General features: G+C 58.8%; 29 protein-coding genes and 1 tRNA gene. 11 read left to right on the forward strand and 19 right to left on the reverse strand.

The window, feature by feature from the left end:
• Window positions 1–8: 8 nt before the first annotated feature.
• Window positions 9–1,727, reverse strand: a complete 1,719-nt coding sequence (ctaD, locus tag WFP06_RS09890) for a cytochrome c oxidase subunit I (RefSeq protein ID WP_336987003.1) — start codon at window positions 1,725–1,727, stop codon at window positions 9–11.
• A gap of 36 nt (window positions 1,728–1,763) precedes the next feature.
• Window positions 1,764–2,828, reverse strand: coding sequence for a cytochrome c oxidase subunit II (gene coxB / locus WFP06_RS09895; protein WP_419716245.1), 1,065 nt, complete (start codon window positions 2,826–2,828; stop codon window positions 1,764–1,766).
• 203 nt (window positions 2,829–3,031) lie between these two features.
• Between coxB and pyrE the strand changes: the two genes are divergently transcribed.
• The 7 genes from pyrE to ruvX all read left to right on the forward strand — a co-directional run bounded on the left by pyrE (window position 3,032) and on the right by ruvX (window position 8,487).
• On the forward strand, window positions 3,032–3,610 hold the full coding sequence (gene pyrE, locus WFP06_RS09900) for an orotate phosphoribosyltransferase (RefSeq protein WP_336987005.1): 579 nt from the start codon (window positions 3,032–3,034) through the stop codon (window positions 3,608–3,610).
• Entirely contained in the window at window positions 3,607–4,341 is a 735-nt protein-coding gene (locus tag WFP06_RS09905) for a pyridoxine 5'-phosphate synthase (protein ID WP_336987006.1), read from the forward strand. Before pyrE ends, WFP06_RS09905 begins: the two co-directional genes overlap by 4 nt.
• A gap of 10 nt (window positions 4,342–4,351) precedes the next feature.
• On the forward strand, window positions 4,352–4,756 hold the full coding sequence (gene acpS / locus WFP06_RS09910) for a holo-ACP synthase (RefSeq protein ID WP_336987007.1): 405 nt from the start codon (window positions 4,352–4,354) through the stop codon (window positions 4,754–4,756).
• Window positions 4,757–4,779: 23 nt separating this feature from the next.
• Complete coding sequence (lepB, locus tag WFP06_RS09915) at window positions 4,780–5,670, forward strand: signal peptidase I (RefSeq protein ID WP_336987008.1); 891 nt, start codon at window positions 4,780–4,782, stop codon at window positions 5,668–5,670.
• Window positions 5,654–6,766: an AI-2E family transporter gene (locus WFP06_RS09920; protein ID WP_336987009.1), complete on the forward strand. Its 1,113-nt coding sequence runs from the start codon at window positions 5,654–5,656 to the stop codon at window positions 6,764–6,766. Before lepB ends, WFP06_RS09920 begins: the two co-directional genes overlap by 17 nt.
• A 14-nt stretch (window positions 6,767–6,780) precedes the next feature.
• Entirely contained in the window at window positions 6,781–8,001 is a 1,221-nt protein-coding gene (locus WFP06_RS09925; RefSeq protein ID WP_336987010.1) for a DUF3089 domain-containing protein, read from the forward strand.
• A 75-nt stretch (window positions 8,002–8,076) separates the two neighbouring features.
• Complete coding sequence (gene ruvX / locus WFP06_RS09930; protein WP_336987675.1) at window positions 8,077–8,487, forward strand: Holliday junction resolvase RuvX; 411 nt, start codon at window positions 8,077–8,079, stop codon at window positions 8,485–8,487.
• Here the strand turns inward: ruvX and WFP06_RS09935 are convergent.
• The 3 genes from WFP06_RS09935 to WFP06_RS09945 are packed head-to-tail and all read right to left on the reverse strand — an operon-like array spanning window position 8,484 to window position 10,521.
• Complete coding sequence (locus WFP06_RS09935) at window positions 8,484–9,386, reverse strand: transposase (RefSeq protein WP_336987011.1); 903 nt, start codon at window positions 9,384–9,386, stop codon at window positions 8,484–8,486. The genes ruvX and WFP06_RS09935 overlap by 4 nt on opposite strands.
• Complete coding sequence (locus WFP06_RS09940) at window positions 9,374–10,345, reverse strand: hypothetical protein (protein ID WP_336987012.1); 972 nt, start codon at window positions 10,343–10,345, stop codon at window positions 9,374–9,376. The genes WFP06_RS09935 and WFP06_RS09940 overlap by 13 nt, the downstream gene beginning before the upstream one ends.
• Before the next feature lie 14 nt (window positions 10,346–10,359).
• The gene (locus WFP06_RS09945) at window positions 10,360–10,521 is read right to left on the reverse strand and encodes a hypothetical protein (protein WP_336987013.1); all 162 of its coding nucleotides are present in this window, start codon (window positions 10,519–10,521) and stop codon (window positions 10,360–10,362) included.
• 113 nt (window positions 10,522–10,634) lie between these two features.
• Here WFP06_RS09945 and WFP06_RS09950 point away from each other — a divergent pair, with 113 nt between their 5' ends.
• Window positions 10,635–11,075 carry a PaaI family thioesterase gene (locus tag WFP06_RS09950; protein WP_336987014.1) on the forward strand — a complete coding sequence of 147 codons (441 nt, stop codon included), beginning with the start codon at window positions 10,635–10,637 and terminating at the stop codon, window positions 11,073–11,075.
• Window positions 11,072–11,482 (forward strand): PaaI family thioesterase, encoded by a 411-nt coding sequence (locus tag WFP06_RS09955; protein WP_336987015.1) that lies wholly within the window; start codon window positions 11,072–11,074, stop codon window positions 11,480–11,482. The genes WFP06_RS09950 and WFP06_RS09955 overlap by 4 nt, the downstream gene beginning before the upstream one ends.
• On the opposite strand, the gene WFP06_RS09960 is transcribed toward WFP06_RS09955, so the two are convergent.
• The 4 genes from WFP06_RS09960 to argH are packed head-to-tail and all read right to left on the reverse strand — an operon-like array spanning window position 11,479 to window position 15,131.
• Window positions 11,479–12,249 (reverse strand): precorrin-2 dehydrogenase/sirohydrochlorin ferrochelatase family protein, encoded by a 771-nt coding sequence (locus WFP06_RS09960; RefSeq protein ID WP_336987016.1) that lies wholly within the window; start codon window positions 12,247–12,249, stop codon window positions 11,479–11,481. The two genes, WFP06_RS09955 and WFP06_RS09960, sit on opposite strands and share 4 nt — an antisense overlap.
• Window positions 12,246–13,505, reverse strand: coding sequence for a diaminopimelate decarboxylase (gene lysA / locus WFP06_RS09965; protein ID WP_336987017.1), 1,260 nt, complete (start codon window positions 13,503–13,505; stop codon window positions 12,246–12,248). Before lysA ends, WFP06_RS09960 begins: the two co-directional genes overlap by 4 nt.
• 13 nt (window positions 13,506–13,518) lie before the next feature.
• The gene (locus tag WFP06_RS09970; RefSeq protein ID WP_336987018.1) at window positions 13,519–13,755 is read right to left on the reverse strand and encodes a lipoprotein; all 237 of its coding nucleotides are present in this window, start codon (window positions 13,753–13,755) and stop codon (window positions 13,519–13,521) included.
• Window positions 13,755–15,131 (reverse strand): argininosuccinate lyase, encoded by a 1,377-nt coding sequence (gene argH / locus WFP06_RS09975; protein ID WP_336987676.1) that lies wholly within the window; start codon window positions 15,129–15,131, stop codon window positions 13,755–13,757. The genes WFP06_RS09970 and argH overlap by 1 nt, the downstream gene beginning before the upstream one ends.
• 28 nt (window positions 15,132–15,159) lie before the next feature.
• On the opposite strand from argH, the gene WFP06_RS09980 reads away from it, so the two are divergent.
• Entirely contained in the window at window positions 15,160–15,726 is a 567-nt protein-coding gene (locus tag WFP06_RS09980) for a TlpA family protein disulfide reductase (RefSeq protein ID WP_336987019.1), read from the forward strand.
• Between the two features lie 133 nt (window positions 15,727–15,859).
• Here the strand turns inward: WFP06_RS09980 and WFP06_RS09985 are convergent.
• From WFP06_RS09985 to WFP06_RS10015, 7 genes are all read right to left on the reverse strand, one after another.
• Window positions 15,860–15,935: transfer RNA gene (locus WFP06_RS09985), tRNA-Val, on the reverse strand.
• Window positions 15,936–16,024: 89 nt separating this feature from the next.
• On the reverse strand, window positions 16,025–17,014 hold the full coding sequence (locus WFP06_RS09990; RefSeq protein ID WP_336987020.1) for a winged helix DNA-binding protein: 990 nt from the start codon (window positions 17,012–17,014) through the stop codon (window positions 16,025–16,027).
• 99 nt (window positions 17,015–17,113) lie between these two features.
• Window positions 17,114–17,584: a L,D-transpeptidase family protein gene (locus tag WFP06_RS09995; protein WP_419716246.1), complete on the reverse strand. Its 471-nt coding sequence runs from the start codon at window positions 17,582–17,584 to the stop codon at window positions 17,114–17,116.
• Between the two features lie 52 nt (window positions 17,585–17,636).
• Complete coding sequence (locus WFP06_RS10000; RefSeq protein ID WP_336987022.1) at window positions 17,637–18,926, reverse strand: adenylosuccinate synthase; 1,290 nt, start codon at window positions 18,924–18,926, stop codon at window positions 17,637–17,639.
• A gap of 9 nt (window positions 18,927–18,935) precedes the next feature.
• Window positions 18,936–20,057 (reverse strand): ATP phosphoribosyltransferase regulatory subunit, encoded by a 1,122-nt coding sequence (locus WFP06_RS10005; RefSeq protein WP_336987677.1) that lies wholly within the window; start codon window positions 20,055–20,057, stop codon window positions 18,936–18,938.
• Between the two features lie 43 nt (window positions 20,058–20,100).
• The gene (serA, locus tag WFP06_RS10010; RefSeq protein ID WP_336987023.1) at window positions 20,101–21,687 is read right to left on the reverse strand and encodes a phosphoglycerate dehydrogenase; all 1,587 of its coding nucleotides are present in this window, start codon (window positions 21,685–21,687) and stop codon (window positions 20,101–20,103) included.
• Window positions 21,688–21,784: 97 nt separating this feature from the next.
• Complete coding sequence (locus WFP06_RS10015; protein WP_336987024.1) at window positions 21,785–22,936, reverse strand: phosphoserine transaminase; 1,152 nt, start codon at window positions 22,934–22,936, stop codon at window positions 21,785–21,787.
• Window positions 22,937–23,110: 174 nt separating this feature from the next.
• Here WFP06_RS10015 and WFP06_RS10020 point away from each other — a divergent pair, with 174 nt between their 5' ends.
• Window positions 23,111–23,776 carry an extensin family protein gene (locus WFP06_RS10020; protein WP_336987025.1) on the forward strand — a complete coding sequence of 222 codons (666 nt, stop codon included), beginning with the start codon at window positions 23,111–23,113 and terminating at the stop codon, window positions 23,774–23,776.
• Here the strand turns inward: WFP06_RS10020 and WFP06_RS10025 are convergent, their stop codons facing one another.
• The 3 genes from WFP06_RS10025 to WFP06_RS10035 all read right to left on the reverse strand — a co-directional run bounded on the left by WFP06_RS10025 (window position 23,777) and on the right by WFP06_RS10035 (window position 26,155).
• Entirely contained in the window at window positions 23,777–24,433 is a 657-nt protein-coding gene (locus WFP06_RS10025; RefSeq protein ID WP_336987026.1) for a response regulator transcription factor, read from the reverse strand.
• Window positions 24,434–24,589: 156 nt separating this feature from the next.
• Window positions 24,590–25,336, reverse strand: a complete 747-nt coding sequence (locus tag WFP06_RS10030; RefSeq protein WP_336987027.1) for a proteasome-type protease — start codon at window positions 25,334–25,336, stop codon at window positions 24,590–24,592.
• A gap of 3 nt (window positions 25,337–25,339) precedes the next feature.
• On the reverse strand, window positions 25,340–26,155 hold the full coding sequence (locus tag WFP06_RS10035) for a transglutaminase family protein (protein ID WP_336987028.1): 816 nt from the start codon (window positions 26,153–26,155) through the stop codon (window positions 25,340–25,342).
• Between the last annotated feature and the right edge of the window lie 5 nt (window positions 26,156–26,160).

The following is a 26,160-nucleotide window of genomic DNA, read 5'->3' on the forward strand; positions in this document are numbered from 1 at the left end:
AATACCGATCAGGATTCGACTGGCCGGTGATCGTGGTAATCGTGGTGGTCTTCGATGACCGGAAGCGTTTCGAACTGGTGGAAGGGCGGCGGACTGGACAATGTCCATTCCAGCGTCGTGGCACCTTCACCCCAGTAATTGCCTTCTGCCTTGCGGCCCGCAACCAGCGCGTAGGCAATGTTCACGAAGAAAACGACCATCGATGCAGCCATGATGACATAGCCAATCGACGAGATCTCGTTCCAGAAAGCATATGCTTCCGTGTAATCGGGATAACGCCGCGGCATGCCCTGCAATCCGAGGAAGTGCTGCGGGAAGAAGATCACGTTCACACCGATGAAGAAGCCCCAGAAGTGGAGGTGCGACAAAAGCTCCGAATGCCACCGTCCGCTCATTTTCGGGAACCAGTAATAGAACCCGGCAAACAGCGAGAAAACCGCGCCCATCGACAATACGTAATGGAAATGGGCCACCACATAATAGCTGTCGTGAAGGTTATCATCCACACCGCCGTTGGCCAGAACGACCCCGGTGACACCGCCGACTGTGAACAGGAAGATAAAGCCCATCGCCCACACCATCGGTGATTTGAAGCTGATGCTGCCGCCCCACATCGTGGCGATCCAGCTGAATATCTTCACTCCGGTGGGTACAGCGATAACCATCGTTGCGGCGGTGAAATACATCTTCGTGTTAACGTCGAGGCCCACCGTGTACATGTGGTGCGCCCAGACGATAAATCCGACAACACCGATCGCGACCATTGCATAAGCCATGCCGAGATAGCCGAACACGGGCTTGCGGCTGAAGGTCGCCACGATCTGGCTGACAATACCGAAGCCCGGCAAAATCATAATGTAAACTTCAGGATGACCGAAGAACCAGAACAGGTGCTGGTAAAGCACCGGATCGCCGCCGCCGGACGGATCGAAGAAGGTTGTTCCGAAATTACGGTCCGTCAATAGCATGGTGATCGCAGCCGCGAGCACAGGGAGCGCGAGCAATAGCAGAAATGCCGTCACCAGCATCGACCATACGAACAGCGGCATCTTGTGCAGCGTCATACCCGGTGCGCGCATGTTGAAAATGGTCGTGATGAAGTTGGTCGCGCCGAGAATCGAGCCGGCGCCAGCCAGGTGGAGCGAGAAGATCGCGAAATCAACCGCCGGGCCAACCGAACCGCTGGTCGAAAGCGGTGCATAAACCGTCCAGCCAGTGCCCGCGCCATTGCCGCTAGTGCCCCCAGGTACAAACATGGAGAACATCAGGCTGACAAAGCCGGCCACCGTCAACCAGAACGAAACATTATTCATCCGCGGGAACGCCATATCGGGCGCGCCGATCATCAGCGGAACGAACCAGTTGCCGAAACCGCCGATAAGGGCCGGCATCACCATGAAAAAGACCATGATCAGGCCATGCGCGGTAATGAACACGTTCCACATATGGCCGGTTGAATTCATATCCACCGCTGCACCGCCGCCAAGCAGTTCGACCCACCAGCCCAGATACTGGATGCCCGGAGCGGCAAGCTCCATCCGCATAATACCCGAAATGGCACCACCGATGATTCCCGCGAAAATTGCGAAAATCAGGTACAGCGTACCGATATCCTTGTGGTTTGTGGACATGAACCAGCGGGCGAAGAAGCCCGGTTTGTGATCCGCATCATGCGCATGATCATGCGCGTCTGCGTGGCCCTGGAAGTGATCGGCGGTTGTTGCCATGATACGTCTTTCGTCCGTGTCTATCTGAATCGCGGCTTAAACAGCCGGTGCTTGGTTAGCGGTTGCATCGGCCGCGTCGTCGGCAGCCTCCGCATCATCCGCTGCCTTCACTCCTGCCGCAACGGGAGCGGCAACAGCTTTTTCGACTTTAATGCCGGCTGGATTTCCGCCTTGCGAGCGTACCCAAGCATCAAACTGGGGCCGCGGCAATGCTTCGACCACAATCGGCATGTAACCATGCCGCGCGCCGCACAGTTCCATACACTGGCCGTAATAAACGCCGGGCTCCTCAATCAGGACGGTGCGTTCGTTCAAACGGCCGGGCACGGCGTCCATCTTCACCCATAGCGAGGGCACTGCAAAAGAGTGGATTACATCCGCGCCGGTAATTTGAAGGCGGATCGTTTCGCCAACCGGCACAACCATACGGTTATCGACGGCCAGCTGATGCGGTTCGCCCGATGCCTTCGCAGCATTTACGTCGAGCATGTTCGAGACATATTCCTCGACACCAAGATCCGGATAAGAATATCCCCAATACCACTGATAACCGGTAACCTTGACCGTCACGGCGTCTTCCGGCGGCGATTCGTATTGCCTCGCCAAGAGGGTAATCGACGGAATTGCAATGCCGACCAGCACCAGAACCGGAATAAGCGTCCAAGCGACTTCAATCGCGGTATTATGTGTGGTTTTCGAAGGTGTCTTGTTCGCACGCCGGTTATATCGCGCCACGACCCACAGCAGCAGACCAAGCACAAACAGGCTGATGGCGAAAATGACCGGGATCAGAATCGCATCATGCATCCACTGGGCATATTTGCCGTTGGGCGAATATTGGTCCTGAAACCCAAAAGCACCGTCAATCGGCATACCCTTGCCCTGCGTCGGCTTCATCGGGGTGTAAGCGGCATCACCCGCCGGAACGGCCGGAACGGCTGCTTCCACTTCAGCAGTGTCCCCGATTGCGACGGGCGCCGGTGCTTCCAGCGGAGCTGCGTCCTGTGCAAAGGCCGCCGAACTCGCGAAAGCGAGACCAATGGCGAGCATGGCCGCGATCACAGCGCGGTAAAATGTCGGGGCGTTGATGCCGATGGTCATGTCAGAGTTGCTTTCCGCATATCCGCTTGAGTGTAATGACACTGAAATCTCGCAGCCATTCCGGTGCAGCCATTCAGCTTTGAGAAGGCCTATACGCATGGTTGCCCCCCGTCTCAAGCGCTTCTAGGGAGAAAAATAAGCAACCAGGGTTGCATAGTATGCAATTACTATCGTTTTGACGCTACGGAGCAGCCGGAAAGATCATGACAGAAGACGAAGTTCTCGCTGAATTCCGCGCCAGTGGCGCTCTGCTCGAAGGGCACTTTCTGCTCTCGTCCGGGCGGCATAGCGCGCATTATTTGCAATGTGCGCGCGTTTTGATGGACCCGATGCGGGCCAGCCGACTCGCGTCAGCCATGGCGTCAAACCTCCCGCGCGAGCTGCGCACGGAAATCGACGTTGTAGTGTCACCTGCAATGGGCGGCGTCATCATCGGTCACGAAATGGGTCGCGCTCTGGGCAAGGAAGCGATGTTTCTCGAACGACCAGAAGGCGAATTCCATTTCCGCAGGGGTTTCGCGCTTGGCGATGGCGCCCGGGTGTTGCTGGTCGAAGATGTCGTGACCACCGGACTTTCTTCGGCCGAAGCGATCACAGCCGTCGAACAGGCAGGCGGAACGGTTCTTGCACTTACCTGCATGGTTGACCGGACCGGCGGCGAAGTAACGTTCGCTGTGCCTTTCCTGCCGCTTGTTCAGATTACCTTCCCGACTTACGCCGCGAATGAAATTCCCGCCGTGCTCGCTGCGACCGAAATCACCAAACCGGGCAGCCGGAAGTGACGGCGACGGTCCATCTCCGCCTCGGGGTCAATATCGATCACGTTGCGACCATCCGGAATGCGCGCGGCGGTGATCATCCCGATCCGGTCCGCGCTGCAAAAATCGTTGCGGCTGTCGGGGGCGACGGGATCACCGCACATTTGCGCGAAGATCGCCGCCATATCCGCGATGATGATCTTTCGCGCATCCAGTCGGCAACCGATTTGCCGCTGAACCTCGAGATGGCCGCGACGGACGAGATGCTGGCTATCGCTTTGCGCCACCGTCCGCACGCCGCGTGCATAGTGCCCGAAAGACGCGAGGAACGCACAACCGAGGGCGGTCTTGACGCTGCCGGCCAGCATAACCGGATTGCGCCGATCGTAACGCGGCTGGCCGACGCCGGCATCCGCGTCAGCCTGTTTATCGCCCCCGATGAACGTCAGCTCGAAGCTGCCATGCGCCTGCGCGTGCCGGTGGTGGAATTTCACACGGGCGAATATGCCCATGCCGAGGGCGAGGCCCGCGCGGTAGAATTGCGCCGCCTTGCAGATATGGCAGCATTGGCGGTCAAAATCGGTATCGAGCCCCATGCCGGCCATGGATTGACTTATGAAAATGTCCAGCCGGTTGCAGCAATTCCCCAGATCGCCGAACTGAACATCGGACATTACCTTGTCGGTGAAGCAGTCTTCGTCGGCCTCGAGGCTGCGGTAAAACGGATGCGCAATCTGATGGACGATGCCAGATGAGGGCTGACCTTTGATCATCGGAATGGGCAGCGACCTGTGCAATATCGAACGCATCGAGAAGGCACTGAACCGCCACGGAGAGCGGTTTGAAAAGCGCAGCTTCACCGAAATCGAGCGCGCCAAGGCCGCCAAGCGTCCCTTCACCCGCGCGGGGACTTATGCGAAAAGGTTTGCCGCCAAGGAAGCCTTCTCCAAGGCGGTCGGTACCGGTTTTCATGGCGGCGTATATATGAAGGATATCGGCGTGGTGAATGCCAAGTCAGGCGCACCCACGCTCGCGCTGACTAACGGCGCTGCAAAGCGTCTTGCAGAACTCACGCCGGAGGGCCATGAGGCCATCGTTCATCTCACTCTCACCGATGATCATCCATGGGCCATGGCTCACGTGGTGATCGAGGCCCGACCAAAACCATAATGTCCATCTCCGGTAATCCCCCCATGTCGCAAGCCAGCGAAAAAGAAGACGACTCCGACAGCATCAACTGGTTCGTGGAAATTCGCGGACTGGCTCTCATGCTGCTTGCGGTATTGGCATTTCACAGCCTGATTGCGAAACCGTTCTATATACCCAGCACATCGATGATGCCCAATTTGCTGGTTGGTGACCGGTTGGTGGTGACGAAATATCCCTATGGCTGGAGCTGGGTATCTGCGAGCTTCCACGTATTGCCGCGCGGCACCTGGCGGATCATGCCTGCTACGCCCGAATATGGCGATATTGTCGTGCCTGTCCCTCCCGGCAGCGACGAGGATTATATCAAGCGCGTGGTCGCACTGCCCGGTGACAGAATTGCGGTGATCGACGGCCAGATTGTTCTGAATGGCGAGCCTGTACCGCAAGAGGTCGTGCCTGCGGTGCAAATTTCGGCTGAGGACAGCCACCACTGTAACGGATCCGACTGCCTTTCGAATTACGAACAATTTCGCACCAGGCTGCCCAATGGCCGGCAGGTATATGAAATTCCGACATATCGCGAAACGTTGCCAAATGGTGCATCCTATCTGATTTTTGATTACGAAGACCAGATCTTGGACAATATGTCTGAAATAGCAGTTCCAGCAGGCCATGTATTCGTAATGGGCGATAATCGCGACGATTCGGCGGATAGCCGCGCTTCGGAAGCAGAGCGCGGACTGGACGGCCCCATCCCGCTTGAAAATATCGGCGGGCGGGCCGAGTTCATTACATTTTCGCTAGACGGATCAACCACCTGGAACCCCGCCACATGGTGGCAATCCTTGCGTGAAGGCCGCGCTTGGACCACACTGCGCCCAACGGTCGACAGCCAGATAAGCGGATCAGGGACAGCCGATGACGACAACCAGTGAACAGGGCGGCGCGAAGGCTCCCGGAAAACCGGCGCCGGACAAGGACGAAATAGAGGCCATAGGCAACAGTCCGACCCGGTTCCGCAATCCCGAACTTCGGCGCGAGGCCTGGAAAGCGATCGTCTGGGTCAGTGTCGTCGGCGGTGTCGCGCTTGCCGTTTATCTGGCGCAATCGCTTCTGGTAATCTTTGGCGCGATCGTATTCGCGTCGATGATTGACGGCGGCGCCCGCTTGCTTGGCCGTGCTCTCAACATCGGGCGCGGCTGGCGCGTGGCCATCGTGATGGCGCTGGCTGTGGCATTCATGGTCTGGCTGACCATTTTCGCGGGATCACAGATTTCGCGCGAAGCGGCAGAGTTTCCCCGAATTGTAACCGAGCAGATTCAGGTCCTGTTATCATGGGCGGAGTCTCAAGGATTCGCAGTGGACCAGAAGGAACTTTCGACACTTTCAGGCAATCTGATGAGCGGTGTCGGGACAATCACGCGCGCAATTGGCGGGCTGTTTGGCGGACTGACCACGTTGGTTCTGATTGCGATAATCGGCGTCTATCTGGCGGTAGAGCCCAACCTTTATGAGCGCGGCGTAGCCTGGATGCTCCCCAGCGCTCACCGGGAAAATTTCTACCATACGGTTTCAAATATGGGCTTTGCGATGCGGCGGCTGCTGTTCGGCAGAATCATCGGTATGGTCATCGAAGGCCTGTTCACGTGGATGATGCTGGCATTGTGGGGCGTGCCCATGGCCGCGTTGCTTGGCCTGCTGACCGGTCTGCTCGCATTCATTCCCAATATCGGAGCGCTGATTTCCGGCGCGCTGATGGTTCTGGTCGGTTTTTCCGGCGGGGTCGACATGGGCATCTATACGATTTTCGTATATTTCTTCGTCCAGACGATTGATGGCTATTTGCTGGTACCGATGATCGCGCGCAAAGCGGTTGATCTTGCGCCTGCACTTGTGCTTGCGGCGCAGCTGATCCTTGGCGTGCTGTTCGGTATTCTGGGACTGGCGCTCGCCGACCCGCTGATGGCGATGATCAAGACCGGCCTCGAAAGCCGCGCTGACAGGCTCGACGAAGACGCCGCAGAAAATTAGGATCCTACCGGAATATGGCTCGCAAGTTTCTCTACATTATCGTTTTTCTAACTATCCTGATTATCGGCGCCTTGTTTGCGCTGAACATCTGGCAGCGCGAAGCGACTGAATACGCGTTTATTCCCAGGTCCGAATTTGTCGAACAGGCACCGCTTGAACGCAATGCCTATGAAGATCCGGCGATGTGGTATTCGCGGCCGGGGATCGGGATATCCGACCCGTCGCGCTGGCAGCCCGCACCTGCCGAGGTGACACAGCCGCCATCTCCGCAAAATCCGGCGACGCAGGTCAGGGCGCAGGCTCCGCCCGCTGCGGTCAGGGCTGAAGTCAATGCAATGATCGTTCCCGAAGCTGCACAGTTTGCAGTTTTTTTCGTTCATCCTACCAGCTATTTGCCGCTCGGCCTGTCCAGCGATACGCAGTGGAATGCCTCGCTTGGCGACGAGACAGCCGAAACGCGCGCGCGGATGTTCCTTCGCGGGCTGGCCAGTCCGTTCAACGCTGCTAACGAGATCTGGGCACCGAAATACCGTCAGGCCGCAGTAGGGACGTTCCTGACCGATAAACCCGAAGCCGCCATGGCGATCGACGCTGCCTACCGCGATGTCGAACAGGCATTTGCCTATTTCCTGGACAGCATCGATGCGGACAAACCAATCGTCCTAGCGGGTCACAGTCAGGGCGCGCTGCATATCATCCGCTTGTTGGAGCAAAAAATCGCCGGCACGCCGCTGCAATCGCGCGTGGCCGCAGTTTATCCGATTGGCTGGCCGATTTCGGTCGAACATGATTTGCCGGCACTGGGCTTGCCTGCTTGCGCCACTGGAGCGCAATCGGGTTGCATCGTCAGCTGGTCCAGCTTCGCCGAGCCGGCCGATCCGGCGATGTTGCTGGAACGCTACAGTTCCTCGACGGGTCTGGACGGAAAAATTCGCGGCAACAGCCAAATCCTGTGCACCAACCCGCTGACCGGCCAGTTAAACGGTGATGCACCCGCATCTGCCAATCTGGGGACGCTCGTTCCAGACGGGTCGATGGAAACAGCCGAATTGATTGAAAAAGCCGTTCCTGCACGCTGCGATGAACGCGGATTGCTACTGATCGGCGACCCTCCGCAGCTTGGTTCCGCAGTGCTGCCGGGCAACAATTACCACGTTTATGACATACCGTTATTCTGGCGAAACCTGCAGGAAGATGTTGCCCGCCGCGTCAGCGCCTGGGCCAAGGCGCGGTAAGCGGCTGTGCCGTCCGCCCCGATTTATGACACAGCGGCGCCATTTCGTGACGCGCTGCCCGATGGCGGCGCGCTGATGGCGCTCGACCTCGGGACCAAGACAATCGGCACCGCGTTTTGCGATGCAGGCTGGCGGTTCGCGACCGCGGGCAAAACCCTGCCGCGTGGCAAATTTACGCGCGACCGGGCTGCTCTGGAGGGACTGTTGAAGGAACGCAGTGTTGCAGCGATAATAATCGGATTGCCGCTCAATATGGACGGCAGCGAAGGCCCGCGTGCGCAGGCAAGCCGTGCCTATGGCCGCAACCTTGCCGAAATCGGGTTGCCAATTCTGATGTGGGACGAACGGCTTTCGACGGCCAGCGCGGAGCGCGGGTTGATCGCCCAGGATTTCAGCCGGGCGAAGCGTGCCGAACGGATCGATTCGCACGCCGCGGCGGTTATCCTGCAGGCTGCGATCGATGCCCTATCCGGTAATGCGTTCTAGCGTTTCGCCAATTCGGCCCTGCGCGCCCTGGCTTCCATCATGACCATCCGGCTTCCGGACTGTTCGGCATCACGCCATAAATCGTCTTGTATGGCAGGTTCGCAGGCCAGCCCCGCCCTGGCTTCGTAACACGCCAGCCTCATCCGGTCGCTCGGGTGACTTTTTCCAAACCGCTGCGCCAGATCGATTGCTTCTTCGCCGCCGAATCCCACTGCGCAGCGTAAGAATATTTCTCCCGAACCGGGGCTGAGAATGCCCGCAATCTCGTCCTTTTCGACATCGAAGCGGTATTGATCGAGCCACCCCTTGGCGGGGTCCGATTTCATGATGTTGAGTGATACCGAGAGCGATTTCGGTGGCAACTGGCGATGCACGTCCCGGTGCGCGCGGTAGTGCATGATCTTGCCTTCACCAAGCGCGCTGCGTTCAATGAATCTCAAGCCGGCTTTCTCGCCCCGATATCCATCGATCGCCGCGAAATCATATTCGTAATAGTCGCTTTCATAACCGGGGCCGAAATAGCCCACCGTCAAAAAATCGAAATTGTGATCGTGCGGCACATCGTAAACAAACGATGCACCGCCGCTTGCGCGGTAAGTGTGCTCGCACGGCGATGGCCAAAGATTGGCCCGCATGAAATATTCGCCATTGGGCTGTGACAGCATGATCACCTGCGGACCATATGCATTGCCCGCATCGCTCGCTTTGTGGCGATCTCGCAGCTCGTTGACGATCATATCGCCAAGAAATGACTTGTTCTGACCCAGCCTGGCGAGCCAACCGGCGGCGGACAGCAAGCTGTCTTCGTCGGAAGGATCGAATTTCGACTTGTCCAGCGCGGCGATACATTCCTGAAGTGCACAGGGCTCGCGCAGGCCAACGTCAATCACGCGGGGCATAGCGGATTATCCTGTACGAATCTGGCCAAATCAGGAAAGCGCGAGATTAGTTGATCCCGCAATTTTGCGGCATGTTCGGACAAGCCGTCCCCGTCGGTATCCGCCACCGTCAACAAAGCAGAAAATCCCCGCGACGTATCCAGCGCCAGGCATTCACGCAGTGCCTGCCAGCGCAGGTGATCACTGCCCTCGGCGCTCATTTCCGCGATAATCGGCGCTGCATCCAACCGGCCCATTCGGCCCAGCAGCGCAATCATCAATTCATGACGGCTATCGTCCTGCGACCCGGCGGCCTGATGCACCAGCTCGCCCGTGGCAAGGGCAATTTCCTGCGCGGGTTTGATTGCCTGATGCGGGCGCGAAAGCCGCAGCCGCATCAGGCGGCCAGCGACTGCACCCAGGATTGATGCTTGACGCTCGCAATCCAGCGCAAACGCGCTGCCGCGTTTCAGATCATAAGGAATTTGCGTGGGCGGGGCTCCTGCCTGCCTTTCGACCACACGCATTTTCGCTGCCCCGGCGACCACGATTTCATAGCGTTCGATGCTGGAAAAACGCACGGTCGTTTGATCTGCCTGATCTTTGGGCAGCGATCCGTCATTCAGAACCAGGGTCAGCATGGCTTCACCGCTTCGCCCCAGCACCAGCACCGATCTGCCAGCGCTGTGATCGTAACGGAACGGGAGTTGCGCGAGGCAATGTTCGTCCAGCACGGGCAAAAAATAGCCAAACATCCTCTCCAGCAACCGTTCGGCATTACCGCTTGCGCAAAGCAGCGAATTCAAGGCCGCGCGTTCATCCAGCGCGGCACCTTGCGCGAAGTGCGCCAAATCCGTTTGTATCCGCACATTCAGCGGATCAAGGGTCCATTCGGTTTGTGCCCGCGATACGCGCGCTTGAGCGATGCGCTGCAAAACCGGCGAGCGGCGCAGACTGCACAGGGGTTGACGGACAATCACCGGTCGGCGCGCCCTTACAGAATCGAGCTTGGTGGGATCAGATCGTAAATATAAACCATAATCACAACAATCCGGTCATCATGTTCGACAACTTTAAGATCGGACAAACTACCGAATACGCCGGTTAATGTGTCAAGATCGGGCAATGACGATAAATCGATTTTGGGTAGGTTCACGCGAACTCTCCTGCTGCGACGCAAATTGCGACGACCTGTCTGTGGCAGTCCGGTCCACCGGTTGTGAAATTAACATATTGTAATGCCGGCAATTGGTCCGCACAGAACTGGGTATGACAACCACCCCAAGCCTATTTGATCCGAGCAAGGCGGCAATCCTGCTCCGGCATGGCCATTCCGGCTGGCTGGGAACCCAATATAATGCGCATGGATCGGACTGGGTCGAATTATCGTTGCCTTGGCAGGAAAAGCTGGTCGGGCAACCTGACACCGACATTATCGCGTCAGGCCCGATTATCGCGATGATGGATATGGCAACGGCACTGGCTGCATGGACTAGGCGCGGTAAATTCGTGGGTCAGGCAACGCTCGACCTGCGGGTGGATTACACACGCCCCGCCCGGCCTCGCCATACCGTTATCGGCCACGGTGAATGTTACAAACTTACCAGGTCTGCCGCGTTTGTACGCGGAACCGCCCATGACGGTGATCCTGCCGATCCCATCGCCCACGTTGCAGGCGTATTCATGACACTGGAGGCACCCAGAACATGAGCATCGCCCAGCCAAGCCCTCTACCCCCTTATGCCGCCGCTATGGGGATAGTATATTCCGCCGAGGAGAACGGTGTGCCGATCCTTGCGATGCCTTTTGGCGATCACGTCCAGGGCCGGCCGGGTTATTTGCATGGCGGCGCGATCAGCGGTCTGCTTGAAATGGCAGCCTTCGCGACACTTCGCGCCCACCTCGATGCGAAAGACAGCGACCGGACGCTCAAGCCGATAAACGTCTCGATCCAGTTCCTGCGCGGCGGCAAATCACAAACAACGCTCGCCGCTGGCCGTATCCACCGTCTCGGACGCCGCAATGCACATGTTCTGGTGGAAGCCTGGCAGGATGATCGCGAAAGTCCGATCGCCAGTGCAGTCATGAATGTCCTGATCGCGCCGCCAGCCGGCTAGGCACGCCGGATGACCACCGTCAGCCCCTGGCAGGTCGCGGCATCTTCGGCCGGCGAAATTCTTGCAGCATCGGCCCGTGCGCGCGCAACGATGGCGGGTGGTATTTCGGGCCCGAAAATTATCGTGTCTGCGCGGCCAAGCAGCCGTGCTTGCCGCAAGGTCAGTTCATCCGGATCATCGCTGGCAACGGTGATCGTGAGGCGCTCCGCCGGCTGTGGAGCGTCGGCATTTTCAAGCCATTGCTTGACCGCGTCTGCAGCGACGTCTTGCAAAGGGTCCAACGGGCCGCCTTCCGCCAGCGCGTGGTCCAGCGCCTGGCGACGGTCAGCACCGGAGGAAAATTTTTCACGCAAACCGGACCGCGCCGATGACAAAGCATTTGCCAGATCGCCCAGCCTCGCAGGCAGCAACGCTTCCAGCCGCAACCGGATATGTTTGGCCAGCCCGGCTGATGCACCGCCGGTGCCCACTGCGATCAAAACCGGATCACGATCTACGAGTGCGGGCGTGGTGAATTCGCAAAGCGCAGGTCGGTCAACCACATTTACGAGCAGCCCCATCCGGCCCAGCCGCAAAGCAGCAGCCCTCGCCCCGGCCTCGTCCTCTATCCCCACAAATGCCAGTTTGGCCTGATGCGCTTCGGGCTCGCCCACGCAAATACCGCCGGCATTTTCAACCAGGCGGCGTTTGGCGGCAGCTTCTTCCCCGTCGCCCAGAACCACCACTTTCGTGCCCGCGATCTTGTGAAACAGAGGGAGCGTTTTCATGCCAGCCAATCGGGAATATGTTCCGCGTCCATAATCGCACCCGCGCCAAGCCGGTCCGCAACAACTGCGAACCGGTCATCATCGACCAGCACTTCGGCGACAAATCCGCGGCTGTTGTAACTGCTGGCCATCGTTGCGCCATATGCGCCCGCCGTGCGGAAAACGGCAAGTTCGCCCGAAACCAGCAAATCGGTTTCGCGCCCCATTGCGAACGTATCGCCGGTTTCGCAGATCGGACCAACGATATTCGCCGTCATGCGTTGGCCGCCGGGTTCGACCGCATCGAAATCGTGCCACGATCCATAAAGCGCCGGACGCGCCAGATCGTTCATCGCCGCATCGACAATGACGAAGGGATCCTTGATGCCGCGCTTCACGCGGATAACCTTGGTAAGCAGCACGCCCGCATTGCCTGCAATAACGCGTCCCGGTTCGAAGCTGAGTCGCACATCCCAGTCATTGGTAACCCGCGCCACCATCTCGCCATATTGCGCGGGTGTGGGCGGGTGCTCACCCTGCCTGTAAGGGACCCCCAACCCGCCGCCAAGGTCGATATGCGTGACCTGGTGGCCTGCGCCGCGCAATTCGCCAAGCAATGCGCCAAGGCGGGTAAACGCTCTTTCCAGCGGCGCAAGGTCGAGCAGCTGGCTGCCGATGTGCACCGCCAGTCCGCGCATATCGAGGCCGGGCAATTTGCTCAGGCCAGCGTAAATTTCGCCCGCCAGACCAATCGGCACGCCAAATTTGTTATCAGCCTTACCGGTCGAAATCTTGTCATGCGTGCCGGCATCCACATCAGGATTAATCCGTAACGCCGCAGCTGCGCGCAGCCCCCGTGCGGCGGCGATTTCGGACAGTTCCTCGCCCTCTTCGCGCGATTCCAGATTAAACTGGCCGATCTCGCTATCCAAACCGAACTCCAGCTCCGCGCGGGTTTTCCCCACTCCGGAGAATACAATGTCGGAGGGGGCCATATCGGCTGCCAACGCGCGGGCCAGCTCGCCGCCCGATACCACATCGGCGCCGTAGCCCTCGGCTTGCAAAACCTTCAGGACGGCCAGATTGGGGTTTGCCTTGACCGCGAAGTGGATCAGCGGCCGGTCAATTGCGGACAAGCCATCGCGAAACACGCGCGCGTGCCGCGCCAGCGTAGCGCGCGAATAGACATAAACGGGTGTACCGACCTGCGCTGCGATAGCGGGCAGGGGCACATTCTCGCAGTGCAGCACGCCGCCTTTGATCTGAAAATGGTCCATATAATGCGCCGGATTATTCGGGAGGAAGGTCGAAAGGATCGTCTTCACGTTCTTCCGAACGTTTGCGCAGTTCGACGCTTCGTTCAGGCACCGCAAGCGTATCTGGCTCGAGCAATTCGTCAGCCGAAGCCGGCCGCGCCTCGCCATAAGCTGCGGGCGGCAATGATCTGCCTTCGACAGGTTTTAAATCGGATTTCTGGCCGCAGGCAGATAACGACGCTGCAACCACCACCAGTGCGAGATAACGCATTATTCCTCCATCCCCAGCGCGAGCCGCGCTTCGGCGACGCGCTGCCTTACTTCGCTTGGCGCAGTTCCGCCATAGGAAGCTCTGGCTGCAACCGAGGCATCGATTGAAAGGGCGGAAAAAACCCGTTCGTCAATCCGCGCGTCGATGGCTTTGAGATCGGACAGGGCTAATTCGCCTAGCGCCTTGCCTTGTTGCTCCGCCAGACGAACCGCTTCGCCGGTGATGTGGTGCGCCTCGCGGAACGGGATATCGGCTTTGGTCACCAGCCAATCCGCAAGATCGGTCGCCGTTGCATAGCCGCGTTCAGCAGCTGCGCGCATATTATCGACATTGAACTGCGTCTCGGCAATCATCGCGGCCATAGCGGCCAGCGACAATTCGAGCAGGCTTGCAGCCTCGAATACAGGGGGCTTATCGTTCTGCATATCCTTCGAATAGGCGAGCGGCAGCCCCTTCATCGTTACCATCAATGCAGTCGCTGCGCCGATAATCCGCCCCGAATGGCCCCGTACCAGTTCAGCCGCATCGGGGTTTTTCTTCTGCGGCATGATCGAACTGCCGGTGCTGAGAGCATCAGGCAGCCGAATAAAGCCGAACAGCTGGCTGGCCCACAGGACCAGTTCTTCAGCCAGACGTGACAGATGCAGCGAACATTGCGCCGCTGCCATCAGGTAATCGAGCGCAAAATCGCGGTCGGACACGGCGTCCAGACTGTTGGCTGTCGGATTGTCGAAACCCAGAGCCCGCGCGGTTGCATCGCGGTCGATCGGAAAACCGGTTCCCGCCAATGCCGCGCTGCCCAGCGGGGACTGGTTCAGCCTGACTCTGGCATCGGCAAATCGCGACCGGTCGCGGCGGATCATTTCATAATAGGCCATCAGATGATGGCCCAGCGTCACCGGCTGCGCTGTTTGCAAGTGTGTGAAGCCGGGCATCACGCTCCCCGCGTGTTCGCCGGCGCGTGTGACCAGCGCCCGCTGCAAATTCTCCAGCCCCTTGTCGGCAACTGCGATGGCATCCCTGACCCACATCTTGAAATCGGTCGCGACCTGATCGTTGCGGCTTCGGGCAGTGTGCAATCTCCCGGCAACCGGACCGATCAGTTCGGTCAGCCGGCTTTCGGTCGTCATATGAATGTCTTCCAGATCCCAGTCTTCACGGACGCCGTTCTGTTCATATTCGGCTGCAATCTGTGCGAGCCCTTGCAAGATCGCCTCTGCATCGGTGCCGGTAATGATTGACTGCGCTGCGAGCATGGCGACGTGCGCCTTGCTGGCGGTGATGTCCTGCTTCCACAGGACCTTGTCGAACGGTATGGAAGCGTTAATCTCACGCATGATTGCAGACGGACCGCCCGCGAACCGTCCACCCCACATCTGGTTGGAGCCTTCCTTGCCCTTTAGAATGTCTTTGTCGCTCACGCTTGGCTTCCTGACGCTGTCTCTGGCTTCATGCGATAGGGGCCAGCAAGAAACCACGCAACCGGATAGCGCCGAGGTAAACCCTGCTTCTCTGACAGGAAAACTTGACCGAAGTTTTGCGGGCGAACTTATGCCGGCGATCGCGATAAGCGATCCCGGTGGCCGCCAGCTTAATACGGCAGCACTGCAAAATGCGCCGGTACTGCTTAATTTGTGGGCGACATGGTGCGCGCCGTGCGTCGAAGAAATGCCCATGCTCGATGCGCTGGCAAGCGATTATGGTGACCGGTTGCGCGTTTTGACGGTGAGCCAGGATTTGCAAGGCGCCGACAAGGTGCCTGCATTTTTTGCCAAGAACGACTTTGCCAATCTGGAACCCTGGCTCGATCCGGACAATTCGCTCAGTTTTCATTACGGCGCGAATACGGTGCTACCGATGACTGTGCTGTATGATGCGCAGGGTATGGAAATCTGGCGGATGGTTGGCGGATACGACTGGAGTGCACCCGAGGCGCGCGGATTGATTGACGAAGCGCTTGGCGCTGAATGACCACACAATAGCCGGGTGTGTTTGGGGAAAAGTGACGCCGCCAGTAACGCCGCAAGTCGCCGAAAATTGATTGGCCGGTTAAAAATTTTATCCGGCACAGCAATGGTCTGCGGATCATTTTCGCTGCAAATAATGGTGGGCGGTAACGGGTTCGAACCGCTGACCCTCTCGGTGTAAACGAGATGCTCTACCAGCTGAGCTAACCGCCCCACTATGGCGCACTGGATACTGCGCTGCGGGCCATTTAGCGCGTTTTCGGCCTATGTCCATATCATGCAGCGGTATCGGTGCAGAAAAATCACGCCAATGTTACCGAACCGCGGCCGAGTTCGACAAAATAGCGCGCCATGGCATCGGAGGCTTTGTCGGTCAGTGCGATGAATGCACGGCGTTTGTCAGCTTCGTCTTCCACCCTTTCAAGCAGGCCGGCGTCGGTCAGTTGATTGATCCAGCGCAGGGCCGTGGTCGGGGGGACGCCCGATGCGATGCACAGCGATGTCACTGATACACGGACGTGTTCGGCGCGCGCGGCTGTCAGATCAAGCAGGATATCCCACGCCGGATCGGCGAACATTTCGCTATCGAAAAAGCGCCCGCGCAATTGGCGTTGCCGAATCATCTGCCGAACCAGCCGCGGGTCCGGCAGTGGAGGACGGGCCTGACGCACCAGCCGTTCATTGCCGTCAGCCGGCCCGCTTGCCTCACCGTTAAAGTCCGGCTTGGGCGATTCGAACCGGAAGGCACCGCCGCTTTCGCTTTGCCCTTTCATGGAAAGCGATTCGAGCCGTCCGGCAATTTCACCGACCTGCTCCGTCAATCTGAGCAAAGTCCGGCGATCATCTTCGGACAGTTCCCTGACCCTCAAGCCGGGAATTTGTGCCAGAACCCGGCCCAATGCCACGATCCGGTCGCCGCGTTCGGGATCAACCAGTATTTGCGGTGTCGACCGGTCCATGCAGGCAAACACTTCATCAAGCGTGTCCACGGCGGTGGAGACAACCACATATGCCCCGGCCTGCGCGGCGCGGACATCCATACGCGACAATGCCGCAGCCGAGGCCGCGTCCAGAACCGGACAGTCGAGCAGAACAACTTCGCCGATCGGGCGAGCATTACCCCCCAACAGCGAAGCGACATCGCCAACTTCATGGATGCGAAAGCCGGCCTCTTCGGCATCTTCGCGCATTATATCACGAATATGCGGCCGATTTGCGAAAACCGAAACCGAAACGCCGAGTTCGAGGTCGTTTGCAGATTGCGTGTCGTAACTGAAATCTGCCTGACCCATGATTCGCTCCTCCGTATATAGGAACATACGTAGAACAAATTTGGTTGCTGTCAACAAATCAGCGTGTAACGGGTGGATCGGGAGCGTGCTAGCCGGGCTTCATCGGCGTATTTCAATCACAGTTCCATCGGGGACCGCTTGCCACAGTTCGGCAATTTCCGCGTTGGTGACTGCAATACAGCCATCGGTCCAGTCGCCTGGCACTCTGCCCGCAGGCAGCGCGTTGGGTTGACCGTGAATGAAGATATCGCCGCCGGGCGAGCGGCCCTGCCGGGCTGCAAATTCGCGGTCCGCTGCGTTGGGATAGGATATTCGCAGTGACAGATGGTAGGCGCTGCGGGGATTGCGCGTATCGATCGTATAGCGGCCTTCGGGAGTGCGTTCGTCACCTTCGAATTGCTTATGTCCGATCGGTGCATCGCCAAACTGGATGCCGGAATAAGTCCTGATCAGCTTGCTTTCTGCATAAAGCGATATCGTGCGCTCGGACTTATCGACCAAAACAAAATCGGCTTGCGGTAACGGCGTCCCGATTTTGGGAGCGCACGCTGCCAGCAGTACCAGGGCCATCGACGCGACAAGTTTTCTCACCCGGCCACCATACGCACGGTAAATCCCCGGCTCAATCCATGAACGGATCGCGCACCAGAATCGTGTCTTCGCGTTCGGGGCTGGTCGAAACCAGCGCAATCGGCGTTTCGATCAATTCCTGCACCCGCTGGATATATTTGATCGCATTCGCCGGAAGATCGGCCCAGCTCCGCGCGCCCGCAGTGGTTTCGCTCCAACCCTCCAGCTCTTCGTAAATCGGTTCGACCTCGGCCTGATCGGCTGCATGGGCAGGCAGATAATCCATTACCTTGCCGCGCAGGCGGTACCCGGTACATATCTTGACCGTATCAAATCCGTCGAGCACATCGATCTTGGTCAGCGCAATTCCGTTGACGCCGGAAATCGCGCAGCTCTGGCGGACAATAACCGCGTCGAACCAGCCAACCCGCCGTTTCCGTCCGGTGACCACCCCAAACTCGTGCCCCCGTTCCCCCAGTGTCTCGCCCACGTCGTCTTCAAGTTCGGTCGGGAACGGCCCGCTACCCACGCGGGTGGTGTAGGCTTTGACGATCCCCAGCACGAACCCGGTCGAACCGGGCCCAAGTCCAGATCCGCTGGCCGCTGTCCCGCTGACCGTGTTGGAGCTTGTCACAAACGGATACGTGCCGTGATCGACGTCCAGCAACACGCCCTGTGCACCCTCGAACAGGATCTTCGCGCCGGCCTTGCGAACTTTCTTCAGCCGTTTCCACACCGGCTGCGCGTATTTGAGTACGAAGGGCGCAATTTCCTTCAGATCCGACAGCAGCCGTTCACGGTCCACCGGCGGTTCGCCAAATCCGGCACGCAGCGCGTCATGGTGCGCGCACAACCGGTCCAGCTGGGGGTCGAGCTTATCCAGATGTGCCAGATCGCAGACGCGGATTGCGCGGCGACCAACCTTGTCTTCGTAAGCCGGTCCGATCCCGCGTCCGGTCGTGCCGATTTTGCCGCTGCCGGCAGCGGTTTCGCGCAAGCCGTCAAGATCGCGGTGGATGGGCAGGATCAGCGGGCAATTATCCGCGACAGCCAGATTGTCGTCATTGATCGTGACGCCCTGCGCCTCGACCTTGGCAATCTCGTCGCGCAGCGCCCACGGGTCGAGCACCACGCCGTTGCCAATCACCGACAGTGTGCCGCTGACGATGCCTGATGGAAGCAGGCTCAATTTGTAGGTTTTGCCATCAATAACCAGAGTATGTCCGGCGTTATGACCGCCCTGAAATCGCACCACTGCGTCTGCCCGGCTGGCGAGCCAGTCCACGATTTTGCCTTTGCCTTCGTCACCCCACTGGGCGCCGATTACGGTTACGTTGGCCATTCCAGGTCCTTACAGTTTTCGGGCTTCAGAGCCGCTGAGTTCATGGGTGCAGCCAGCGGCCGCAGCATTGTCCTGATCGGATAGTGCGGCAACGGTGCGCCAGCCGATTGTCCGCAACCGCGCAGCAACGCCTTCATCATGCCCGAGCGGCAGGAACAATCTGTCGCGCGTTCCGGTATCGGGCATCGCAGCCATCAGCGGATCGGCAAATAAGGAGAATCCCGTCGCAGCTTCATCACTGCCGCCGATCCGGTACGTACCGCCCCGCCCCAATGCGCCGCGCACGCCATCCGCGTGGATCGTAAAGCCGAACCAGCTTTGGTATTCGAAGCCGTGACGTTCTGTCGGGTCAAGCGTCACGCGGGCACGGTCACCCACACGCTCGGCAATCTGCTCCAGCCCCGCGATCCGGCTTGCCAAAGCACCGCCGGCATCAATTGCGCGCAAACGTTCGATTGCATCGGCAAACGGTCCGGTCGCATACAGTAGCGGCAGATAAGCCTCGCCGCCCGCCGCCTTGAGCCCGCCGGCATCCTTTGTATCGAGTTCGCGGCGTACGGCAGCGATCTTGTCAGGGGCCAGCGGGAGAGCCTGTTCGGCCAGCGTATCGACCAGATCAGGCAAAGTCAGATCAACCGAAATTCCCTGCGCTCCGGCAGCCTCCAGAGCCTCGATCGCGAGCGAGACAATCTCGCCTGCAGCAGCGACCGTGTCGCTTCCGATCAGTTCTGCACCAAGCTGGAGGCGCTGGCGCGCCGGGTCGAGCTGGTCCGCACGCATCACCGCGACATCGCCCGCATAACAAAGCCGCAAGGGCCGAGGCGCGCCTGCCATGACTGTTGCTGCAATCCTCCCGACCTGCACCGTGATATCCGAACGAAGCGCCAGAGTGCGCAGGCTAGACGGGTCGGTAAAGCGGAACATCTTGCGGGTGCTGATCCCTTCGCCGTCCTGCGCCATCCGCGTAGCCAGCGATTTTTCAAATTCGACCAGCGGCGGAATAACGCGGTCGTAACCGTGCGCATCCATCGTATCCAGAACGGCCCGCATGATTCGCGCGGTTTTGGCCGCATCTGCAGGCAGGCGGTCTTCCAACCCTTCGGGCAGCAAGTCACTGGTCGAATCTGTCATGACATCATCATTCATTTGCGCGCCGCGCTTGCCCTACCTTTCATCAGAATTCCAGCGCCTTCACGGTGCGAACGCCCTGAAGGTTGCAGGCCTTGTCGAGAATTTCGGGCGAAATTGCCTGATCGACCGACAGCAGCAGCACCGCTTCACCGCCGGCTTCGCGGCGGCCAAGGTGGAATGTGCCGATGTTTACGCCCGCTTCGCCCAGCAGCGAACCGATTCGCCCGATAAAGCCCGGCGCATCATCATTGACGATATACAGCATATGTCCCGCCAGTTCGGCTTCGATCCCGATCCCGAAGATCGAGACGAGCCGCGCCTCTTCCTTACCGAACAACGTGCCCGCAACCGAACGGTCGCCTTGGCTGGTCGCCACGGTCACGCGGATCAGCGTATTATATGCGCCGTCACGCTCGTTACGGATTTCGCGCACTTCCATGCCGCGTTCCTTGGCCAGATAGGGCGCATTGACCATGTTCACCGCATCCGAATACTGGCCCATCAGACCTGCCAGAACCGCTCCGGTGATAGGCTTGCCATTCAGGTCGGCGGCCGCACCCTCGCGCTCGATGCTGATCTTGGCAAGATTGCCGTGGGCCAACTGACCGACAAGCGAACCAAGCCGCTCCGCAAGTTTCATGTAAGGGCGCAGCTTTGGCGCTTCTTCAGCGCTCAGGCTCGGCATGTTAAGCGCATTGGCGACCCCGCCGTTGACGAGATAGTCGGACAACTGTTCGGCAACCTGCAACGCGACATTGACCTGCGCTTCGTTGGTGGACGCCCCCAGATGCGGGGTGCAAATAAAATTGGGCGTGCCGAACAGCGGGCTGTCCTTCGCCGGTTCATCGGCAAACACGTCCAGCGCCGCGCCGGCAACCTGCCCGCTTTCGAGCATATCTTTCAGCGCTGCCTCGTCGATCAGTCCGCCGCGCGCACAATTGACGATGCGAATACCGGGCTTGGCTTTTTCCAGCCGCTCCCGGCTCAGGATGTTGCGGGTCTGATCGGTCAGGGGAGTGTGCAGGCTGACAAAATCCGCGCGGGCAAGCAGATCTTCCAGATCAACCTTTTCGATGCCCAGTTCGATACCGCGTTCGGCGGTGAGGAAGGGGTCATAGGCGATCACTTTCATTTTCAAACCCTGCGCGCGGCTGGCCACGATCGAGCCGATGTTTCCGGCGCCAATCAAGCCAAGAGTTTTGCCGGTCACTTCGATACCCATGAAGGCGCTTTTGGGCCATTCGCCAGCCTGTGTGCGCGCATCGGCAGCCGGGATCTGGCGGGCGAGCGCCATGATCAGCGCAATCGCGTGTTCGGCCGTCGTGATCGAATTGCCGAACGGTGTGTTCATCACCACCACGCCCTTTGACGAGGCATAGGGGATATCGACATTGTCGACCCCGATGCCGGCACGGCCAATCACTTTCAAATTGGTCGCCGCGTCAAGGATTTCAGGCGTTACCGTGGTCGATGAACGGATGGCGAGGCCATCATATTTGCCGATGATTTCTTTGAGCTGTTCGGACGTCTGGCCGGTGATGACATCCGCTTCGCAGCCGCGCTCTTCGAAAATGCGGACGGCGTTTGGGTCCATCTGGTCGGAAATAAGCACTTTGGGTTTCTGGGACATGATGTGTCTCCTTCGTCATCCCGGCGCACCCCGGGATAGCTAACAATATTGGGGGGAATGTTACGCAAACGGTCCCGGCTTTCGCCGGGACGACGCTTTATTTTTGAATCTCGGCGTAAGCCCATTCGATCCACGGCAGCAGACGTTTCAGATCCTCCTGCTCTACGGTTCCGCCGCACCAGATTCGCAGGCTCGGCGGGGCGTCGCGATATCCGTTGAAGTCGTATCCGACATCGCGCTCATCCAGCATTTTGGCGATGGTGGCAGGCACTTTCGCCTGATCTTCCGGTGACAGGCCATCATAATAATCGCCCTGGAATACGAAGCAGACACCGGTGTTCGTGCGCTTCGCAGGATCGGGCACCATATTGCGCAGCCACGGGGTGGCCTCGATCCAGTCGGTCACGATTTTCGCATTGGCATCCGCGCGGGCAAACATGGCCTGCCGGCCGCCGAGCGATTTGGCCCATTCCAATGCCAAGATGTAATCTTCTGTCGCCAGCAGACTGGGGGTGTTGATAGTCGCGCCCTCGAAAATCGTCCGGTTCAGCTGATCGCCCTTCTTCAGGCGGAAAAGTTTGGGCAATGGCCATTCGGGGTTGTAACTTTCAATCCGCGCAACGGCTTTCGGGCTCAGGATCAGAATGCCGTGCTGCGCCTCGCTGCCCATGACTTTCTGCCAGCTGAAAGTGGTGGCATCGAGTTTCGGCCAGTCCATCTCCTGCGCGAATACCGCGCTGGTGGCGTCGTTGATCGTGATCCCGCTGCGCCCTTCTTCCAGCCAGTCGGTATTGGCGATCCTGGCGCCCGAAGTCGTGCCGTTCCAGGTGAACACCACATCATTATCCTGCGGGATGACCGCCAAATCGGGGATTTCGCCATAGTCGGCGTCCAGCACGGTGAGGTCTTTCAGCTTCAGCTGTTTGACAGCATCCTGAATCCAGACGTTGCCGAAGCTTTCCCATGCGGCGACCGTTACGGGGCCTGTGCCCAGCATCGTCCACATCGCGCATTCGAGCGCACCGGTATCGCTGCCCGGCATAATCCCTACCAGATAGTCATCCGGCACACCCAACAGCTCGCGCGTCAGATCAATGGCATATTTCAGCCGTGCCTTCCCTACCACCGAACGGTGCGAACGGCCAAGTGCTTCGGTCTTGAGATCATTTGCCGACCAGCCCGGAAATTTGGCAGTCGGGCCGGACGAAAAGAAAGGACGCTCCGGTTTAAGAGCGGGTACGTTAGTCATGTATTCTCTCCTCACAGAGAGCTCGCGCGGCGTTGGGGCCGCGTGGCCCACGGGCGGCAATAATGTTGCGCTGCAACAAGTCAAGCATATGCATTCGCATTATGGTGGACGGGTTTCAGTGCAGGATGGTGCGCGTTAGCGTCTGGTTAACCATCAACTGCCACACTGGTCGACATGTTCCGCACGGCTGTCATTTTATCCGTCTCGGCCCTGTTGGGCGCGTGCAGCGTGCTGCCAGGCAGTGACAATGATCGCACATCCGCGCGCCCTGCGGCAGGCAAAACAATCGCCGCGTCTCCGGCATCACGACAATGTCTGGGCCAGTTGGACGCAGCGGGGGCACATTTTATCGTCAAGCCCGATCGCTACGCGGGCAATGGCTGTTCGGCGATCAACATTGTCAGCCTGAATGCCATGCGCGGGGACATTGCGAAATTCACCGTGACCAATCTGGCCACGGTGTCGTGTCCGGTGGCCACCACGTTTGCCGCATGGTCGCGGTACGGGGTGGACCGTGCAGCACGGCAAATCCTGGGCAGTCCGATCGAACGCGTCGAAACGATGGGCAGTTATGCGTGCCGCAACGTCGCGGGTACCGGCCGCAGATCGGCTCACTCGACAGCCGATGCCGTAGATGTATCCGCTTTCGTGCTTAAGGATGGCCGCCGGATCAGCCTGGCATCGGGTTGGAAATCGCCTGACGCGCGCGAGCGGGAATTTCTCAGGACAGTGCACCAAAGTGCGTGCAAACGGTTCGGCACAGTCCTTGGACCGGACTACAACTCCGCCCACCACGACCATTTGCATCTCGAGCGCGGCGATGGCACCTTCTGCCGTTAATCATGTGCCGGTGGACCTTCCGAGCCGCGAATCCAGGCTCATCCTCACGGCATGAGCGGCGTGTTTGGCGCCCAGCTTGTTCATCATGTTGGACCGGTGGATTTCCACTGTCCGCGGGCTGATTTTAAGCATTCCGGCGATGTCCTTGTTGCTGCTGCCCTTGGTCAGCCAATCCAGCACTTCGCGTTCGCGGGCTGACAAGTTTTCTATCCGGTTGCGCGCATCGATCATCCGGCGGCGCGCGTCCGCCCGGTCTGCCGCCTCTTCCGCAGTGCCGGTCAGCGATGCGCCGAGACTGTCTTCATCAAGCGGGAGCGGCAGATAATCAAGCGCCCCGGCCTTGATTGCCATGACCACTTTATGCACCGCACGCTGTTCGTGAACCGCTAGCAAAGGCAGCCAGACACCCGCCTCCGCCAGATCTTCCAGAATATGCGATATCCCGCCAGCAGCGTCATCATCGTGAGCAATTATTATGCCGCCGCGCGGCGGATGGCGGATCAGTTCCGCGACATCATTATAGACTTCTGCGTGATGGCCCAGTGACATGGCCAGCCGCGAAAGTTCCGCTCGGTTGCGCGAAGAACGATCGATTATGTGGAGTGTGGTTCGCTGTATCATGACCACGGGTTTGCGCGTATCCGCGCAAATACGCATTGCAAACACCCACCGGATCAGATGGTTAACGCAGCGCAAACCATAGGTAATCTCGCGTATTTTCAGGGGCTGCCACCACCAGCCGCGATCCCTCCGGAATGGACCTAATTCGCGGGTCCGACCTTAGGTAAAAGGCCTAGCGCCGCAGCCATGTGACTATTTTTCCCTGGCGAAGGAGAAATCTGGCAGTGAATGAAATGCGGTGCGCAGGGCGTCGCCCCAACTTGATGACACCGACTGAAAATAGGGGTCGTCCTGCGGGATACGGTGGTGATGCGTGGGCGCGAACGTGCCGCGTTCGATAACCATCATGTCGAGCGGCATCCCGACAGACAGATTCGCCTTGAGCGTGGAATCAAACGACACCAGCAACAATTTGACAGAGTCCTCGAAACTCATGGTGCGGTCGTATCCGCGCAAGATAATCGGGCGTCCGTATTTGGTTTCGCCGATCTGGAAAAACGGTGTGTCCAGGCTGGCTTCGATGAAATTGCCTTCCGGATAAATCATGAACAGGCGCGGTTCCATACCGTCGATTTGTCCTGCCAGGATGATGGAAGCTGTAAAGCGCCCCTTGCCCCGAATTCCGTTGGCTTCTTGCCGTTTGTGGATGACACTTCGCAGCAGCTTGCCGATGTCGGTCGCGACCTGGAACATGGTCGGCGCCTTCATCAGCGAATTATCGCGGTCGTCGGGCGCTTTCGTGCGTTCTTCCAGTAGGCTGACCACCGCCTGCGTCGTGGCGAGGTTCCCCGCTGTCATAACCGCAATCATCCGTTCGCCGGGAACTTGCCAATGGAACATTTTCCGGAAGACAGAAATATTGTCGACCCCGGAATTCGTACGGGTATCGCTCATCAGAACGAGGCCCTTATCGACCATCATTCCTACACAGTAAGTCATAAACTATTGTTCCGTTTGTTGTTGTTCGACAGCTACGTCGACATAGAGGTCTTCGCGCAGCGTGCCGAAGGAAATACCTGTGATTGGCGCTGCATCGCGGTAATCACGTCCGGTTGCCACACGGACATAGCGCGGATCGGGGCTGATGCCGTTCGAAATATCGAACCCGACCCAGCCCAGTCCCTCGACATGGGCTTCCGCCCAGGCATGCGTGGCATCCTGATCAATCCGGTCATTCATCATCAGATAGCCCGAGACATATCGCGCGGGAATATCCATCGCGCGTGCAGCACCAAGGAAAATATGCGCATGGTCCTGACATACACCTTCGCCGCCGACAGTCGCTTCTTCGGCTGTCGTACTAGGGTTGGTGGAGCCGGTTTTATAGACCACGCCGTCACGAATTGCAGCCGACAGCGCGTGAAGCCTTGCGACCGGATCGGTTTCCGCTTGTTGCAAACGCTCGATCATGGCGGTCATCCGGGGGCCCGGCTTTGTCAGCTCCGTCTGGCTGAGAAAGCTCCATAGCGGCATGTGTCCGGAATGTTTGCCGATCACCCCAGAATTATCTTCTGTATCGACGGTGCCGTGACACACGATAACGACTTCGCGCGCGCCAGGTTCGATCGAAACCAGCGTCACGGTGTTGAAGTGCTGGTCTTCATATTCGAGTTCGGGGACCGCGTTTTCATATTCCATCGTCCAGCTCGCGATCTGCTGACCCTGAGTGCTTTTGGGGGTCAGTCGCAGCCGCTGGAGCGCGTGGACGACAGGTGCGTCGAATTTGTAGCGAGTGGTATGGCGAATAGAGAGGCGCATGGTGT

This window comes from Altererythrobacter aquiaggeris, assembly GCF_037154015.1.
Taxonomy (GTDB): domain Bacteria; phylum Pseudomonadota; class Alphaproteobacteria; order Sphingomonadales; family Sphingomonadaceae; genus Aestuarierythrobacter; species Aestuarierythrobacter aquiaggeris.

Excerpts from the sequence above, each read along its gene's own strand:
- ctaD (WP_336987003.1), bottom strand. The coding sequence starts at position 1,727 with ATGGCAACAACCGCCGATCACTTCCAGGGCCACGCAGACGCGCATGAT.
- coxB (WP_419716245.1), bottom strand. The coding sequence starts at position 2,828 with ATGACCATCGGCATCAACGCCCCGACATTTTACCGCGCTGTGATCGCG.
- pyrE (WP_336987005.1), top strand. The coding sequence starts at position 3,032 with ATGACAGAAGACGAAGTTCTCGCTGAATTCCGCGCCAGTGGCGCTCTG.
- lepB (WP_336987008.1), top strand. The coding sequence starts at position 4,780 with ATGTCGCAAGCCAGCGAAAAAGAAGACGACTCCGACAGCATCAACTGG.
- WFP06_RS09920 (WP_336987009.1), top strand. The coding sequence starts at position 5,654 with ATGACGACAACCAGTGAACAGGGCGGCGCGAAGGCTCCCGGAAAACCG.
- WFP06_RS09925 (WP_336987010.1), top strand. The coding sequence starts at position 6,781 with ATGGCTCGCAAGTTTCTCTACATTATCGTTTTTCTAACTATCCTGATT.
- ruvX (WP_336987675.1), top strand. The coding sequence starts at position 8,077 with ATGGCGCTCGACCTCGGGACCAAGACAATCGGCACCGCGTTTTGCGAT.
- WFP06_RS09935 (WP_336987011.1), bottom strand. The coding sequence starts at position 9,386 with ATGCCCCGCGTGATTGACGTTGGCCTGCGCGAGCCCTGTGCACTTCAG.
- WFP06_RS09950 (WP_336987014.1), top strand. The coding sequence starts at position 10,635 with ATGACAACCACCCCAAGCCTATTTGATCCGAGCAAGGCGGCAATCCTG.
- WFP06_RS09955 (WP_336987015.1), top strand. The coding sequence starts at position 11,072 with ATGAGCATCGCCCAGCCAAGCCCTCTACCCCCTTATGCCGCCGCTATG.
- WFP06_RS09960 (WP_336987016.1), bottom strand. The coding sequence starts at position 12,249 with ATGAAAACGCTCCCTCTGTTTCACAAGATCGCGGGCACGAAAGTGGTG.
- lysA (WP_336987017.1), bottom strand. The coding sequence starts at position 13,505 with ATGGACCATTTTCAGATCAAAGGCGGCGTGCTGCACTGCGAGAATGTG.
- WFP06_RS09970 (WP_336987018.1), bottom strand. The coding sequence starts at position 13,755 with ATGCGTTATCTCGCACTGGTGGTGGTTGCAGCGTCGTTATCTGCCTGC.
- argH (WP_336987676.1), bottom strand. The coding sequence starts at position 15,131 with ATGTGGGGTGGACGGTTCGCGGGCGGTCCGTCTGCAATCATGCGTGAG.
- WFP06_RS09980 (WP_336987019.1), top strand. The coding sequence starts at position 15,160 with ATGTCTTTGTCGCTCACGCTTGGCTTCCTGACGCTGTCTCTGGCTTCA.
- WFP06_RS09990 (WP_336987020.1), bottom strand. The coding sequence starts at position 17,014 with ATGGGTCAGGCAGATTTCAGTTACGACACGCAATCTGCAAACGACCTC.
- WFP06_RS09995 (WP_419716246.1), bottom strand. The coding sequence starts at position 17,584 with ATGGCCCTGGTACTGCTGGCAGCGTGCGCTCCCAAAATCGGGACGCCG.
- WFP06_RS10000 (WP_336987022.1), bottom strand. The coding sequence starts at position 18,926 with ATGGCCAACGTAACCGTAATCGGCGCCCAGTGGGGTGACGAAGGCAAA.
- WFP06_RS10005 (WP_336987677.1), bottom strand. The coding sequence starts at position 20,057 with ATGACAGATTCGACCAGTGACTTGCTGCCCGAAGGGTTGGAAGACCGC.
- serA (WP_336987023.1), bottom strand. The coding sequence starts at position 21,687 with ATGTCCCAGAAACCCAAAGTGCTTATTTCCGACCAGATGGACCCAAAC.
- WFP06_RS10015 (WP_336987024.1), bottom strand. The coding sequence starts at position 22,936 with ATGACTAACGTACCCGCTCTTAAACCGGAGCGTCCTTTCTTTTCGTCC.
- WFP06_RS10020 (WP_336987025.1), top strand. The coding sequence starts at position 23,111 with ATGTTCCGCACGGCTGTCATTTTATCCGTCTCGGCCCTGTTGGGCGCG.
- WFP06_RS10025 (WP_336987026.1), bottom strand. The coding sequence starts at position 24,433 with ATGCGTATTTGCGCGGATACGCGCAAACCCGTGGTCATGATACAGCGA.
- WFP06_RS10030 (WP_336987027.1), bottom strand. The coding sequence starts at position 25,336 with ATGACTTACTGTGTAGGAATGATGGTCGATAAGGGCCTCGTTCTGATG.
- WFP06_RS10035 (WP_336987028.1), bottom strand. The coding sequence starts at position 26,155 with ATGCGCCTCTCTATTCGCCATACCACTCGCTACAAATTCGACGCACCT.